The sequence below is a fragment of the Spongisporangium articulatum genome (assembly GCF_044465595.1).
Classification (GTDB): Bacteria; Actinomycetota; Actinomycetes; order Actinomycetales; family Kineosporiaceae; genus Spongisporangium; species Spongisporangium articulatum.
Map to the genome: position 1 here is coordinate 347,327 of NZ_JBITLV010000004.1, position 14,211 is coordinate 361,537.

Consider the following 14,211-nt stretch of genomic DNA (forward strand, 5'->3'; position numbering starts at 1 on the left):
TGGCATGGGTAGCATCACGAACGTGAGTCGGGACGGAGCAGACACTGCTGCCCTAAGCCGCATTGCGGTCGGGGCGGCCGTCGTCGAGCCCATGACCTGGGGCAGCGCGACCGCCACCGGCAAGCGCCGGCAGAACCAGGACTCGCTGCTCGCCCGCTTTCCGGTCTTCGTCGTCGCGGACGGGATGGGCGGTCACAGCGGCGGGGAGGTGGCGAGCGAGCTCGCCGTGGGGGTGTTCCGGGCGTTGGCCGTACGCGGCGAACTGGCCCCGGAGGACGTGACCACCGCGGTCGAGACCGCCAACGAACAGATCGTCGCCGCCGCGAAGCGCGACCAGCTGCTGGCCGGCATGGGCACCACGCTCGTCGGCCTGGTGCTGGTGCACGACGACGACGAGCCGTACTGGCTCGCCGTGAACATCGGTGACTCCCGGCTGTACCGGTTCCGCGAGGGGCGGCTCAGCCAGGTCACCGTCGACCACAGCTACGTGCAGGAACTGGTCGAGGCGGGCCGCATCGGCCCCGTCGAGGCGCGCACCCACGCCGACCGCAACGTCGTCACCCGCATCCTCGGGATGCACGGGCGGCACCGCGCGGACTACTGGGTGTTCCCGCCGGAACCGGGGGAGCGGTTCCTGCTGTGTTCCGACGGTCTCTACGCGGAACTCATGGACGAGACCATCGAGACCGTCCTCGGACGGTTCTCCGACCCCGAGAAGGCTGCCGACGAGCTGGTGCGACTCGCACTGCGCAGCGGTGGCAACGACAACGTGAGCGTCATCGTGGTAGACGCCGGCAAGGACGGATCCGGCACATGACCGATCATCTCTATCGCCCCGGCTCGTGGTTCGCGCTGGTCGCCCCGCGGGCGGCGCTGCTGGTGGACGGCGAGTTCCCGCTCGACCGCCTCGCCTCGCTCTGGGAGGCGTGCCGCAACCGGCCGACCCTGAACGAGCTGATGAACCTGGTCAGCGCCGGTCAGCTCATGGACCTGCCCGGGTTCGCCCTGGCCGTGGCCGACGCCGACCAGGTGCGGGTCATCGTGCGCGCCGGCGTCAGCGCCGTCGGCAGTGACCTGAAGGGTGACCCGCGCACCGTGGACGGCGGCTCGGTCAGCACCTGGGTCGAGGATGCGCTCGCGGCCGGTTCGCGCGTCCGCCTGACGCGGGCGGAGGCCAAGGCGGACGGCGTGACCCTGCCGGTCAGCGGTGGTGTCGTGATGGCCGAGGAGCTGTGGTGGCAGCCCGAGGAACTGCCCGTCGAGGAGGTCCAGGCGGCTCCCGCCGAACTCGTCGGCGCGGCGGCGGGGGGCGTCGTCCTCAACGGAGGCGCCACGGGCGGTGTGGCCCTGAACGGCGGGGCCCCCGTGCCGGTCGGTGCCGGGATGAACGGCATGCACAACCCGGCGATGAACGGTGCGATGAGCGGCACCGGCATGAACGGCATGCACAACCCCGCGATGAACGGTGCGATGAGCGGCACCGGCATGAACGGCATGCACAACCCCGCGATGAACGGCGCCATGAGCGGGGCGATGAACGGCGCCGGGATGAACGGGATGAACGGCGCCGGGATGAACGGGGCGGCGGACGGGCCCGGGATGAACGGGGTCGGCGTGAACGGGCCCGGCGTGAACGGGCCCGGCGTGAACGGCAACGGGATGAACGGCCCCGGGATGAACGGCAACGGGATGAACGGCGCCGGGATGAACGGCGCCGGCATGAACGGCAACGGGATGAACGGAGGCGACGGCAACGGCTTCGTGAGCGACCCCTCGTTCGACCTCGGTGGCCGGTCCGACCTCGAGCGTCTGCTCGCCTCGGGGCGCAACGCGACGGAGGCGGTCCGGCCCGGCGGTATGGCTCAGCAGCCCGCCGGGCAGCCGATGGGCCAGCCGGCCAACGAGCCCATGACCCAGGTGGTCGGCGTCGGCCAGTCGGGGCTGCCGGTGCGGCCGGTCGCCCACGCCGGCATGGGTGCTGCGGCTCCCTCCCGGCCCGCGCCCGGCAACCCCGGCATGGGTGGTGCGGCCGACCGCACGGGTGACATCCGGGCCCTGCGCGAGCCCGGCTCGCTCGTGCCGGCGCGCGGTGGTCGTTCGCCCCAGGCGCCGCAGGCCCCGGTCGGCGACAGCCCGACCACGGTCTTCAAGGCGCCCGACGTCACCATGGACGATCCGTCCATGGTGATGGGCGTGACCTGCCGCTACGGGCACGTGAACCCGCCGCAGCAGGGCCGGTGCCGGGTCTGCGGTGTCGAGGTCCCGTTCCAGCAGCCCACTCCGCAGCAGCGTCCGTCCCTGGGCACGCTGCGGTTCTCGACGGGCCAGACGGTCACGCTCGACCGCCCGGTCATCATCGGCCGCGCGCCCTACGCCGACCGCGTGGCCGGCGGTCAGATTCCGCGCCTGGTCCGGCTGGACGACGAGGGCCAGCTGATCTCGCGCAGCCACGTCGAGGTCCGGCTGGACGGCTGGAACGTCGTCCTGGAAGACCTGAACTCGGCCAACGGCACGTACCTGACCGAGCCGGGCCGCCACCCGGAGCAGGTCGAGCCCGGTGACGGCTACGTCCTCGAGCCGGGCACCGAAGTGGCCCTGTCGCAGCACATCTCGTTCATCTACGAGGTCGGCGAGTAGATCACCCGGGTGTCGCTCCACGCTGTTCCGATCAGGCCCTGGGGCCCGGACGGGGCGGCGGGTGGCGGCACGGCGCGGTCGGCGGTGAGCACCCGGGCCCCGGCCGCGAGCAGCGCGACGAGCAGCGCCGTACCCACCCAGTAGCGCAGCCAGCGCGGGGCGCCGGGACGGTCCGCCGCGCCACCCACCTCAGACGGCCGAGAACTGTTCGGCGTGCACCCGGGCCGCGGGGACGCCGAGCTGCTCGGCCGCGCCGCGGACCGCGGTGACCATCCCGTCGGGCCCGCACACGTGCACCTCCAGCCCGATGCGCCGTCGCCGGGTCCGGATCAACGAGGCCAGCAGGGCGGCGTCGACGCGGCCGGTGGGTCCCCGCCAGCCGGGCCCCGGCGCCGACAACACCTCGACGACCTCGAGGCCGAGCCGCCGGGCGAGCCAGGCCAGCTCGTCACGGAACAGCAGGTCGTGCTCGTGCCGGGCAGCGACCACCAGCAGTCCCGGCAACCGCTCCTCCCGGCTGGACAGGGTGCGCAGCATGCTCATCATCGGGGTGATGCCGACGCCGCCGGCGACGAGCAGCAGGTGCGGCGCCCGCGGGGCCCCGGCCGTGAACGAGCCGTGCGGGCCGTCCACCCGGACCCGGGTTCCCGGGGCCAGACCGCCCACGCCGTGGGTGAAGTCGCCGGCGTCGCGGATGGTGAACTCGAGCCGGCGCCGGGCTGCGGCACTGGAGGCGATGCTGAACGGGTGGTCGTCCCAGCGGGACGTGCGTCCGGCCACGCTGATCCAGGCGAACTGGCCGGGCTGGAACCGCAGGCCCCGCCGCCAGGGGTGCCGGGGGCGCAGCGCCACGGTCCAGACGTCGGGCGACTCCCGGTAGAGCCGTTCGACGACGTAGTCGAACCGGGCGCCGCGCAGCGGGCGCAGCAGCCAGCGGTTCGTCAGGACGGCGAGCAGCAACCCGGACGTCGCGAAGTACCAGGCCCGCATCGCCGGGTCCTGGATCAGGTGCCGCAGCCACCAGACGTGCAGCCCGGTGAGGACCAGAGCGCCGGCGGTCAGGACGGCGTGCACCGCGCGCCACCACTCGTAGCGGATCCGCAGCCGACGGCGCAGCAACGTCGACAGCCAGATCAGCAGCAGGCAGGCGGTGGCGACCGTGGCCGCACGGGCGCGGGCCGGGGCGTCGACGACGAGCAGCAGCCCGACGTTACGGCCGGGGTCGTCGGCCACGACCAGGGCGACGTGCGCGAGTACCAGGGCCAGCGTCGCCCCGCCCAGCCAGCGGTGCCCGGCCAGCACCGTGTCGATGCCGAAAGCCTTGCTCAGGAAGCGGATCCGCGAGGCCGCGAGGACGGTCAGGAGCAGGCAGGAGGCGGCCAGCACGCCGGTGGTCAGGCCCAGTTCGAGGAAGGGGCGCCCGGTGGGTGCGGCGTCCACGCTGAGCGCCAGCGGGACGAGCAGGGCGACCGGCACGAGCGTCCCGACGGTGAGCCGGGCGATCCGGTGGGTGAGCGTGGCCAGCACGGTGCGATGACCCCCGTCGTCCGGGTACGGATCTCTGACCCGAGCACGCTAAGCGGCCTGACCTGCCCTTTTCATGTGTCATTGGCAGGTGCTCCTGGCAGGAGTACCTGGCCCGCGCGCCATCCGGTCCGCTGCGACGGCGTGGCCGGTGGAGCTACGTGCCGCCCGCCGCGCGACCAGTGCTGCGGGTCGGCGATGCGCAGCTCCGGCCGCCACGCGACCAGCCGGGCGACCGCGGCCCCCACCTCTTCCACCTCTTCCACCTCTTCACGGTCGCCCCGCAACCATTCCCCCCGTTGATCATGCACAAACGCAGCATCTCCGCCGTGATCATGCGCAAACGCATCATGCGTTTGCGCATGATCGACGGGGAAGTTCTGCGTTTGTGCATGATCAACGTCGGAGGCGGTCTGCGGGTCGGGACGTGCGACCGTCGCGTCGGTGACCGGCTGCGCGGCCGGGCGGACCCGCTCAGGTGGCTCGGCGTCGTCCACCGAGGTGCGCGTCTTGCCGCGCGAGACCGGTTGTGCCACATGTTGTTCCGGCGGGTCGGTGACCGGGCCGGCGTCGGGCAGGGCCGCCACCGGCGGTGGCTCGAGGGGCGGGGGAGTCGTCCCGCGCAGGCCGGTGGTCAGGGCCGCCGAGGCCAGGCCGAGCCCCACGGACGAGCGCAGGAGCAGGGTGGTCCGGGACGTCGGGCGGACCTGGCTGGGCCGGAACGGGATGGCCGGCCCCTCCGCCCGGTGGGCCCGCCGTCCGGTCGGGCGCTTACGTCGTCCTCGCGCCCCCGGCGCCTCCACTGATTTCACGAAGAGTGACGCTATTGCTACAACGAGTAAGAAGCCCGGAGGCGTCCGTTAAGCGACACTCAGGAGATCCATAGCTGTTCGCCCGGTCCGGCCACTCCCGTCCCGCCGGTCCCTGACGACCCGGGACTCAGGGCTGCGGGCTCAACTCGCGTGCAGCGAGGTGACGCCCGCCGAGAGCGTCGTGCCGTCGGTGTTCAGCTCGCTGAGGGCCTGCGACACCCGCTGCACCACGTCGCCGTTGATCGGCAGCGACAGGTGGCCCACGCCGTGCACGAGCTCGTTGCGCACGGTCAGGTCCCGGTGGTTCAGCCGCGCGTTGTCGTGCGGCACGACCAGCTGGTCGATGTCGGACCAGAAGGCCAGGAAGCGCGTACGGCAGCCTCGGGCGGGCTCGTCGAGCTCCTCGAACAGATCGCTGCCGGGTCGCAGCTGCCGGCCGAGGTTGGCGGGGATGACGTGCGCGGCGAGCGACCCGTGGTGGGGGGTCCCCAACGTGACCAGCGTGTGCACGCGCTCGTCGCCGCCCAGCCGCTGCACGTAGTAACGCGCGATCAGCCCGCCCAGGCTGTGACCCACGATGTGGATCCGCTCGTAGCCGGTCTCGCCCACCAGTTCCTCGACGGCGGCCGCGAGACCCTCGGCGGCGGCCCGGATGTCGTTGGTGATCGGTGAGTAGTTCAGCGTGACGACGCGGGTGAAGCCGAACGCCCTCAGTCGCCGGATCAGCAGCGCGAAGATGGCCCGGTTGTCGAGCATCCCGTGCACCAGCAGGATCGGCGTGGTCGCGGCGTCGGTGTTGTTGATCATCAGGCTGCGCTGCCGCGGGGTCAGACCCTCGAAGTTGTAGCGCTCCACGTGCGAGCCGCGCTCGCGCAGGATGCCCATCGGGTACATGGCGAGATGGGCGGCCAGCCATACGCTCTCGGTCGCCGCGCCGCGCAGGCCGCGCGGCGTGGCCAGGGCCCGCAGGTCGCGGCCGAGGCGCACCGCGATGCCGCGGTACGTGTTGCGGGCCGAGGGGGACGTCGTCCGCCCCGCCTTGGCGGGTACGCGCGCCAGGGCACCGGTCTGGCCGTTACGAGCCATCTCTGCACCTCCGTCGTCACAGTGGCGAGTGAACCGGTCACTCACCGTTCCGCAATCCCTGCCACGAATGGCCGACGTCGGCGCGGCGCGCCGATGCGTCGTCCATCACATAGTCGCTCACAATTACTGATTGCGCGTTCCACTGTCCGGGGGATCACCCGATTGGTGCCGTGAATGCCCGATTTGACACCCGGTGCCAGCGTCCGCGGTCGAGACGGGCACGAACCGGGCCGCGGCCTGCTGTTCGCGACGCCGTGGATGCGGGTCGGCCGGGCGGGGGACCGCCGCACGAGTCCGCGGGTGGAAGGCTCGGACGGGTGTCCGATCCGAAAGTGACGAGCAGCACGGCGGCCCGTGAAGGCCGTTCCGCCTGTCCGGACTAGGCTCGGCCTGAAAATTCTGTCCCCGTTGTTGAGGACCATCCGTGGATCTTTTCGAATATCAGGCGCGCGACCTCTTCGCCGCCCACGGCGTCCCGGTACTGGGCGCCGTCGTCGTTGACACCCCCGAGGCCGCGGTCGACGCGGCGAAGTCGCTGGGCGACGGCCTCAAGGTCGTCAAGGCTCAGGTGAAGATCGGGGGCCGAGGCAAGGCCGGCGGCGTCAAGCTCGCCAAGACCGACGAGGAGCTGACCGAGCACGCGGCGGCCATCCTCGGCATGGACATCAAGGGCCACACCGTCCACAAGGTGATGATCGCCGAGGGTGCCGAGATCGCCGAGGAGTACTACTTCTCGGTCCTGCTCGACCGCGCCAACCGCACCTACCTGGCCATGGCCTCCCGCGAGGGCGGCATGGAGATCGAGGAGCTGGCCGTCGAGCGCCCCGAGGCGCTGGCCCGCATCCCCGTCGACGCGCTCACCGGCATCGACGCGGCCAAGGCCGCCGAGATCGTCGAGGCCGGGAAGTTCCCGGAGGACGTGAAGGACCAGGTCGCCGACGTCGTCCAGAAGCTGTGGCAGGTCTTCGTCGCCGAGGACGCGCTGCTGGTCGAGGTCAACCCGCTGGTCAAGACGCCGGACGGGAAGATCATCGCGCTGGACGGCAAGGTCAGCCTCGACGAGAACGCCGCGTTCCGGCACGCCTCGCACGAGGAGCTCGTGGACCACGCCGCGGCCGACCCGCTGGAGGCCAAGGCCAAGGCCAAGGGCCTCAACTACGTGAAGCTGGACGGCGAGGTCGGCATCATCGGCAACGGCGCCGGCCTCGTGATGAGCACGCTCGACGTGGTCGCCTACGCCGGCGAGAACTTCGGTGGCACCAAGCCGGCGAACTTCCTCGACATCGGTGGTGGCGCGAGCGCCGAGGTGATGGCCAACGGGCTCGAGGTCATCCTCTCCGACCCGCAGGTCAAGAGCGTCTTCGTGAACGTCTTCGGCGGCATCACCGCCTGCGACGCGGTGGCCAACGGCATCGTGCAGGCGTTCCAGCTGCTGTCCGACCGGGGCGAGGCCGTGACCCGGCCGCTCGTCGTCCGGCTCGACGGCAACAACGCGGAACTCGGCCGCAGCATCCTCACCGAGGCGAACCTGCCCCTCCTGGAGCAGGTCGACACGATGGACGGCGCCGCCTCCCGCGCGGCCGAGCTCGCAGCTCAGGGAGCGTGACGGCATGGCGATCTTCCTCACCAGTGACAGCAAGGTCATCGTCCAGGGCATGACCGGCTCCGAGGGCCGCAAGCACTCGCAGCGCATGCTCGCCTCCGGCACCCAGGTCGTCGGCGGCGTCAACCCGAAGAAGGCCGGCACCACCGTCGAGTTCGACGGCGCCGACGGCGGCAAGGTCGAGATCCCGGTCTTCGGTTCCGTGGCCGAGGCCATCAAGGAGACCGGCGCCGACGTCAGCGTCATCTTCGTCCCGCCGGCCGGCACCAAGGCGGCCGTGTACGAGGCCGTCGACGCGAACATCCCGCTGGCCGTCGTCATCACCGAGGGCGTGCCCGTGCACGACACGGCGGACTTCTACCAGTACGCCAAGAACTCGGGCACGACCCGGATCATCGGGCCGAACTGCCCGGGCCTGATCAGCCCCGGGCAGTCGAACGCCGGCATCATCCCGGCCAGCATCTCGGGCCCGGGCCCGATCGGGCTGGTCAGCAAGTCCGGCACGCTGACCTACCAGATGATGTTCGAGCTGCGCGACATCGGCTTCAGCTCGGGCGTCGGCATCGGCGGCGACCCGGTCATCGGCACGACGCACATCGACGCGCTCGCCGCGTTCGAGGCCGACCCCGAGACCAAGGCCATCGTGATGATCGGTGAGATCGGTGGTGACGCGGAGGAGCGCGCCGCGGCCTACATCAAGGAGCACGTGACCAAGCCGGTCGTCGGCTACGTCGCGGGCTTCACCGCCCCGGAGGGCAAGACGATGGGCCACGCGGGTGCCATCGTGAGCGGCTCCAGTGGTACCGCGCAGGCCAAGAAGGAGGCCCTCGAGGCCGCCGGCGTGAAGGTCGGCAAGACGCCGTCCGAGACCGCCAAGCTGATGCGGGAGATCATGCAGTCCCTGTAGTTCGGCGGCATGCCGAACCAAAGCACAGAGAACCGGTCCGTTCGGGCTGGTTCTCTGTGCTTTGGGTGGGCACGCCGGTGTGTCGGGTGCGGGTCGCCGGGGACCACGGGTGACCATGGATCGGATGATGAGCAGGCTGCTGGAGCGGGAACGGGACGTGGCGCGCGAGCGCAGCACTCCCGGCGTGAATCCGATCGGCGCCGGTCTCCTCGCCGCGGCCCAGGCCGCGGGTGCCTCGCTCACCGTCGTCCTGCTGCCCGTCGTCCTGACCTGGGCGACCGCCGCCTACAGCGAGGCGCCCTGGTCGCAAGCCCTGCAGGTCGGCGTCGACGCCTGGCTGCTGGCCCAGCACGCGGGCATCGTGATCCCCGGGGGGCACGTGGGGCTCGTGCCGTTGGCCCTCGCCCTGGTGCCCCTGATCGCCTGCTGGTTGGCCGGGGTCCGGGTGGCGCGCACGCTCGATCCGAACGGCGAGGCGATCCGCGCCCGCGTCGGCCGGGTCGGGGCGTCGTTGCCGCCGGCCCGCGCGCTGGTCGCCTTCGTCGGCGGCTACGTCGGCCTGGCCGCCGTGGCCTGCGGCATCGGCTCCACCACCACCGTCCGCCCGCTCGCCGCGCAGGCGCTGGTCGGCGCCGGCGTGGTCAGCACCGTCGGCGCCCTGGCCGGTGCGGCCGCGTGGGCCGAGCGGGGCCGGCTGGACGGCGTCCGCCTGGTCCTCGAGTGGCTGCGGCTGCCGTGGCTGGTCCGTAGGTGCCTGGCCCCGGCCGCGCTGGCGGTCGGCCTCCAGCTGGGGCTCGGCGTGGTGCTCGTCGTCGTCGCGCTGGTCGCCGGGCGCGACCAGGTGGTCCTGCTGCACGAGGCGCTGGCCCCGGGCCTGGTCGGCGGCCTGGTCCTGGTCCTGGCCCAGGTGACCGTGCTGCCCAATCTCACGATCTACGCCGTCTCCTATGCCGCGGGACCGGGTTTCGCGATCGGCGCCGATTCGGTGGTGAGCCCCGGAGAGGTGCGGCTGGGTGCGCTGCCCGCCGTCCCGCTGCTCGGCGGGCTGCCCGTGGACGCGGTGCCCGTGCTCGTGCGGGTGGCGCTCGTCGTCCTGGTCGCGTTGCCCGGCGTGGCCGCCGGGATGTCGTTGCACCGCCGCGGCTACGCCGCGGACGTCCGCGAGGCGCTGGCCGAGGCCGCCACCACGGGCGTGCTGGTCGGGCTCGGCTGGTTCGTGCTGTCCTGGCTGTCCGGGGGAGCGGCCGGGCCGGGGCGGCTGGCGGACGTCGGGCCGGTGCCGTGGGCGGTCGGGCTCACCGTCGGCGGGGCCACGCTGGTGACCATCCTGCTCACCGTGCTGTTCCGGGAGCTGGTCACGTCCCTTGCGGCTGAACCGACGGGCCCGCCGACGGAGCCGGAGTCGACTGAAGCCGGTTCGTGAGCCGGTCGACGATGTTCTGCAGCCGCTGCTGCCGGTCGTCGTAACAACGCTGCCGGGCGACCTCGGTGTTGGCCCCGGCCAGGCAGTCCTCGGTGTCGGCGTTCACGCGATAGAACGCGGCGTCGGCCACCACGCTGAACGACAGCACCGCGACCAGGCCCAGCCCCAGCCCGACCGGCCACGCCCGCCGGGCGGCCATGGCGGTGATCCGCCGGGCCGTCTCGGGGTCGCCCGCGAGCGGTGCCGGTGGGGCCGGGTAGCCGGGCGCGGGCGGGGTGAGCGGCCCGGCGATCCACTTCGCGTAGCGGCGCACGCTCGCCAGCCGGTTCAGGGAGCTGATCCCGGCCCAGATCGCCGCGAGGCAGAACGCGCCGCCCGCCAGCCGGACCGGCAGTTGCAGCTGCAGTACGAAGAAGGCGGCCAGCAGCAGGTACCAGAACAGCCGGATGCGCGGCGCCGGGTCGGCCGGGACGCCACTCGTCGCGGACCCGCCGGGGCGGGCGTTCGGGGTGTTCTGCACCCCGGCATCCTGCCAGGACGCAGCGTGCGTCCCCGAGCGAGGCGGTGGGTAGGGTCGCCCCGTGAGCCAGTCGACTCCCGGGCGGACCCGGGTCGCGGTCCTGATCTCCGGTGCCGGGACCCTGATGCAGGCCCTGCTCGAGGCCGGCTCGGCTGCCGACGCCCCGTTCGCCGTCGTCGCCGTGCTGTCGGACCGCGACGGCGCCGAGGGGCTCGAGAAGGCGCGCGCGGCCGGCGTCCCCACCGCCGTCGTCGCGCTGAAGGACTTCGACGACCGCGCGACCTGGAACGTCGCCCTCGACCGCGCGCTGGAGACCTTCCACCCCGACCTCGTGGTGTGCGCCGGCTTCATGAAGATCATCGGCGAGCCGGGGCTGAGCCGGTACTCGGGCCGCATGATCAACACCCACCCCGCGTTGCTGCCCGCGTTCCCCGGCGCGCACGGGGTGCGCGACGCGCTCGCGGCCGGCGTCAAGGTCACCGGTTGCTCGGTGATCATGGTGGACGCCGGCACCGACAGCGGCCCGATCCTCGCCCAGCGCGCGCTCGACGTCCGGCCCGACGACGACGAGGCGTCGCTGCACGAGCGGATCAAGGTGCTCGAGCGGGCCCTCGTGGTCGAGGTGGTCGGCGAACTGGCCCGCGGCGAGCGGGTATCTTCGGCGCCGTGACCGACCTGAACATCACCCCCGACCGGCTGGAGCCCGCGGACGACGAGGGCCGGGTGCTGCTGCGTCGCGCCCTGGTCTCGGTCTACGACAAGACCGGGCTCGAGGAGCTGGCCCGCGGCCTGCACGAGGCCGGGGTCGCGATCGTCTCGACCGGGTCGACGGCCGGGCGGATCGCCGCGGCGGGCATCCCGGTCACGCCGGTCGAGGAGCTGACCGGGTTCCCCGAGTGCCTCGACGGGCGGGTCAAGACGCTGCACCCGCGGGTGCACGCCGGCATCCTCGCCGACCGCCGCATCCCGGCCCACGTCGACCAGCTGGTCGAGCTCGGCATCGAACCGTTCGACCTCGTCGTGGTGAACCTGTACCCGTTCCGGGACACGGTGGCCTCCGGGGCCGCGCCGGACGAGTGCGTCGAGCAGATCGACATCGGCGGCCCGAGCATGGTGCGCGCCGCCGCGAAGAACCACCCGAGCGTGGCCGTCGTCGTCGACCCGGCCCGCTACGGCGACGTGCTGGCCGCGGCGTCCGCCGGCGGGTTCACCCTCGCCCAGCGGACCCGGCTGGCCGCCGAGGCGTTCACGCACACCGCCTCCTACGACATCGCGGTCGCCTCGTGGATGGGCAGCGTGCTCGCGCCCCCGACCGACGGCACCGTCTTCCCGACCTGGGTCGGGGCCAGCTGGGACCGGGCCGACGTCCTGCGCTACGGCGAGAACCCGCACCAGAAGGCCGCCCTGTACCGGCACTGGCGGCCGGGCCTGGCCCACGCCGAGCAGCTGCACGGCAAGGAGATGTCGTACAACAACTACGTCGACACCGACGCCGCCTGGCGGGCCGCGTTCGACCACGCCGAGCCGTGCGTCGCGATCATCAAGCACAACAACCCGTGCGGGATCGCCGTGGGCGCCGCCTCGGCGGCCGACCCGACCGCCGACGCGCACGCGAAAGCCCTGGCCTGCGACCCGGTCTCGGCCTACGGCGGGGTCGTGGCGGTGAACCGTCCGGTGACGGCGGCGATGGCCACCCAGCTCACCGAGGGCTTCACCGAGGTCGTGGCCGCGCCCGACTTCGAGCCCGAGGCGCTGCGCATCCTGACCGAGCGGTGGAAGGCCCTGCGGCTGCTCAAGGTGCCGGTCAACCCGCACCCCGACGCCGTCGAGTTCCGTCCCATCTCGGGCGGCATGCTGATGCAGAGCGTCGACCGCCTCGACGCCGTCGTCGGGGCCGAACCCGCCTCCGGCGGCGACGCGGCGCAGCACTGGCAGCTGGTGACCGGCGAGCCGGCCGACGAGGCGACCCTGCGCGACCTGGAGTTCGCGTGGCGCGCGATCCGTGCGGTGAAGTCGAACGCGATCCTGCTGGCCAAGGACGGTGCCAGCGTCGGCGTCGGGATGGGGCAGGTCAACCGCGTCGACTCGTGCCGGCTCGCGGTCGAGCGGGCGGGAGCGGAGCGGGCCCGCGGTGCGGTCGCCGCGTCCGACGCGTTCTTCCCCTTCCCCGACGGGCTGGAGGTCCTGCTGGCCGCAGGCGTGCGGGCCGTCGTCCAGCCCGGCGGTTCCATCCGCGACGAGTCGGTGATCGAGGCCGCACGGGCGGCCGGCGTGACCATGTACCTCACCGGCACCCGGCACTTCGCGCACTGAGGCCCGAGCAGATGGACGGCCCCTCCCTCCCGACCCGGCGCGCGGCGTTCGCGCTGGTGCTGGTGCTGGTCGCGCTCTCGGTGCCGGTCGCGTTCGGCATCGGGTTCCGGATCGGCGGCTACGTCCTGGCGCTCGCCCTGCTCGTCGGCGGGACGGCGCGGGCCCTACTGCCCGACTACCTCACCCTCGGGCTGCTGGTCCGCTCGCGCCAGCAGGACGTCGCCACGCTGGTCCTGCTCGGTGTGGCCGTGGCCGTGCTGGCCCGGGCGGTACCGGGCTGACACGCTGAGCGCATGACGCGCTACGGGCCCCAGTTCGGGCCGGACATCACGTTCCTCGGCGTCGAACGGTGTGACCTCGACGATGTCTCGACGTACTCCGGCGCGGACGTCGTGATCCTCGGGGCGCCGTTCGACGGTGGCACCTCGCACCGGCCCGGGACCCGGTTCGGCCCGCAGGCGATCCGGATGACCGACTATTTGCCGCACGACGGCTCCCGGCCCAGCCTGGCGCTGCGCACCGACGGGCTGGTCGACCTCAAGGTCGTCGACGCGGGCGACGTCGAGATGTACTCGGGCGACATCGAGACCGCACTGCCCGCGCTCGAGGCCGCCGTCGAGAAGGTGACGCGCGCGGGCGCGATCCCCGTCGTCCTCGGCGGCGACCACTCCATCGCCTTCCCCGACGCCAAGGGGGTCGCGAACGTCCTGGGCTACGGCCGGGTCTCGATGATCCACTTCGACGCCCACGCCGACACCGGCGACATCGAGTTCGGCTCGCTGTGGGGGCACGGCCAACCGATGCGACGGCTCATCGAGTCGGGGGCCCTGCGCGGCGACCGGTTCCTGCAGATCGGGCTGCGTGGGTACTGGCCTCCGCCCGCGACGCTCGACTGGATGGCCGCGCACCGCATGCGTTCGTACGAGATGACGGAGATCGTGCACCGCGGCCTCGACGAGTGCCTGACCGAGGCGTTCGCCATCGCCACCGACGAGTGCGAGGGCGTCTTCCTGTCCGTCGACATCGACGTGTGCGACCCGGGGCACGCGCCGGGCACCGGGACGCCGGAGCCGGGCGGGCTGAGCGCCCGGCAGTTGCTGGACGCCGTCCGCCGGATCTGCCTCGAACTCCCCGTGGTGGGGGTGGACGTGGTCGAGGTCAGCCCGCCCTACGACCACGCCGACATCACCGCGGCGCTGGCCAACCGGGTGGTGCTGGAGTCGCTGTCGGCCATCGCCCGCCGGCGCCGCGACGCCCGCGAGGGGACCCGGTGGGACCCGGCGACCCCCCTCCTCTCCGGCCGGGTTCCGGGTGAGGGCCCGGGTGATGTTGAACACCCCATTCCTGAAACCTGACTGAGTGGAGGGTTGTCCCTGGTGGGACGGA

The 14,211-nt window shown here is 72.7% G+C and carries 14 protein-coding genes; 9 read left to right on the forward strand and 5 right to left on the reverse strand.

Annotation, left to right across the window (positions count from 1 at the left end):
• The first annotated feature begins 91 nt into the window (after window positions 1-91).
• On the forward strand, window positions 92-817 hold the full coding sequence (locus ACIB24_RS14225; RefSeq protein ID WP_398281392.1) for a PP2C family protein-serine/threonine phosphatase: 726 nt from the start codon (window positions 92-94) through the stop codon (window positions 815-817).
• Window positions 814-2,637, forward strand: a complete 1,824-nt coding sequence (locus tag ACIB24_RS14230; RefSeq protein WP_398281395.1) for an FHA domain-containing protein — start codon at window positions 814-816, stop codon at window positions 2,635-2,637. The genes ACIB24_RS14225 and ACIB24_RS14230 overlap by 4 nt, the downstream gene beginning before the upstream one ends.
• Here ACIB24_RS14230 and ACIB24_RS14235 read toward each other — a convergent pair.
• From ACIB24_RS14235 to ACIB24_RS14250, 4 genes are all read right to left on the reverse strand, one after another.
• The gene (locus ACIB24_RS14235; RefSeq protein ID WP_398281397.1) at window positions 2,619-2,825 is read right to left on the reverse strand and encodes a hypothetical protein; all 207 of its coding nucleotides are present in this window, start codon (window positions 2,823-2,825) and stop codon (window positions 2,619-2,621) included. The two genes, ACIB24_RS14230 and ACIB24_RS14235, sit on opposite strands and share 19 nt — an antisense overlap.
• 1 nt (window position 2,826) lies before the next feature.
• A complete protein-coding gene (locus ACIB24_RS14240) occupies window positions 2,827-4,164 on the reverse strand; it encodes a ferredoxin reductase family protein (RefSeq protein ID WP_398281399.1) in 1,338 nt (445 codons plus the stop codon).
• Between the two features lie 71 nt (window positions 4,165-4,235).
• Window positions 4,236-4,748 carry a hypothetical protein gene (locus tag ACIB24_RS14245; RefSeq protein WP_398281402.1) on the reverse strand — a complete coding sequence of 171 codons (513 nt, stop codon included), beginning with the start codon at window positions 4,746-4,748 and terminating at the stop codon, window positions 4,236-4,238.
• A gap of 366 nt (window positions 4,749-5,114) precedes the next feature.
• Window positions 5,115-6,059, reverse strand: coding sequence for a lipase family alpha/beta hydrolase (locus ACIB24_RS14250; RefSeq protein ID WP_398281405.1), 945 nt, complete (start codon window positions 6,057-6,059; stop codon window positions 5,115-5,117).
• Between the two features lie 424 nt (window positions 6,060-6,483).
• Here ACIB24_RS14250 and sucC point away from each other — a divergent pair, with 424 nt between their 5' ends.
• The 3 genes from sucC to ACIB24_RS14265 all read left to right on the forward strand — a co-directional run bounded on the left by sucC (window position 6,484) and on the right by ACIB24_RS14265 (window position 9,992).
• A complete protein-coding gene (gene sucC, locus ACIB24_RS14255; protein WP_398281408.1) occupies window positions 6,484-7,665 on the forward strand; it encodes an ADP-forming succinate--CoA ligase subunit beta in 1,182 nt (393 codons plus the stop codon).
• A 4-nt stretch (window positions 7,666-7,669) separates the two neighbouring features.
• Window positions 7,670-8,569, forward strand: a complete 900-nt coding sequence (gene sucD, locus ACIB24_RS14260) for a succinate--CoA ligase subunit alpha (RefSeq protein ID WP_398281411.1) — start codon at window positions 7,670-7,672, stop codon at window positions 8,567-8,569.
• 127 nt (window positions 8,570-8,696) lie between these two features.
• Window positions 8,697-9,992: a cell division protein PerM gene (locus tag ACIB24_RS14265; RefSeq protein ID WP_398281414.1), complete on the forward strand. Its 1,296-nt coding sequence runs from the start codon at window positions 8,697-8,699 to the stop codon at window positions 9,990-9,992.
• Here the strand turns inward: ACIB24_RS14265 and ACIB24_RS14270 are convergent.
• Complete coding sequence (locus tag ACIB24_RS14270) at window positions 9,925-10,512, reverse strand: hypothetical protein (protein ID WP_398281417.1); 588 nt, start codon at window positions 10,510-10,512, stop codon at window positions 9,925-9,927. The two genes, ACIB24_RS14265 and ACIB24_RS14270, sit on opposite strands and share 68 nt — an antisense overlap.
• 61 nt (window positions 10,513-10,573) lie before the next feature.
• Between ACIB24_RS14270 and purN the strand changes: the two genes are divergently transcribed.
• The 4 genes from purN to speB are packed head-to-tail and all read left to right on the forward strand — an operon-like array spanning window position 10,574 to window position 14,180.
• Complete coding sequence (purN, locus tag ACIB24_RS14275) at window positions 10,574-11,182, forward strand: phosphoribosylglycinamide formyltransferase (RefSeq protein ID WP_398281420.1); 609 nt, start codon at window positions 10,574-10,576, stop codon at window positions 11,180-11,182.
• 11 nt (window positions 11,183-11,193) lie between these two features.
• Window positions 11,194-12,825, forward strand: coding sequence for a bifunctional phosphoribosylaminoimidazolecarboxamide formyltransferase/IMP cyclohydrolase (gene purH / locus ACIB24_RS14280; protein ID WP_398281902.1), 1,632 nt, complete (start codon window positions 11,194-11,196; stop codon window positions 12,823-12,825).
• Window positions 12,826-12,836: 11 nt separating this feature from the next.
• Window positions 12,837-13,106, forward strand: a complete 270-nt coding sequence (locus tag ACIB24_RS14285; protein ID WP_398281423.1) for a DUF3017 domain-containing protein — start codon at window positions 12,837-12,839, stop codon at window positions 13,104-13,106.
• A gap of 12 nt (window positions 13,107-13,118) precedes the next feature.
• On the forward strand, window positions 13,119-14,180 hold the full coding sequence (gene speB / locus ACIB24_RS14290; RefSeq protein WP_398281426.1) for an agmatinase: 1,062 nt from the start codon (window positions 13,119-13,121) through the stop codon (window positions 14,178-14,180).
• The last annotated feature ends 31 nt before the right edge of the window (window positions 14,181-14,211 follow it).

Excerpts from the sequence above, each read along its gene's own strand:
- speB (WP_398281426.1), top strand. The coding sequence starts at position 13,119 with ATGACGCGCTACGGGCCCCAGTTCGGGCCGGACATCACGTTCCTCGGC.
- ACIB24_RS14230 (WP_398281395.1), top strand. The coding sequence starts at position 814 with ATGACCGATCATCTCTATCGCCCCGGCTCGTGGTTCGCGCTGGTCGCC.
- ACIB24_RS14250 (WP_398281405.1), bottom strand. The coding sequence starts at position 6,059 with ATGGCTCGTAACGGCCAGACCGGTGCCCTGGCGCGCGTACCCGCCAAG.
- ACIB24_RS14225 (WP_398281392.1), top strand. The coding sequence starts at position 92 with ATGACCTGGGGCAGCGCGACCGCCACCGGCAAGCGCCGGCAGAACCAG.
- ACIB24_RS14265 (WP_398281414.1), top strand. The coding sequence starts at position 8,697 with ATGAGCAGGCTGCTGGAGCGGGAACGGGACGTGGCGCGCGAGCGCAGC.
- sucD (WP_398281411.1), top strand. The coding sequence starts at position 7,670 with ATGGCGATCTTCCTCACCAGTGACAGCAAGGTCATCGTCCAGGGCATG.
- ACIB24_RS14285 (WP_398281423.1), top strand. The coding sequence starts at position 12,837 with ATGGACGGCCCCTCCCTCCCGACCCGGCGCGCGGCGTTCGCGCTGGTG.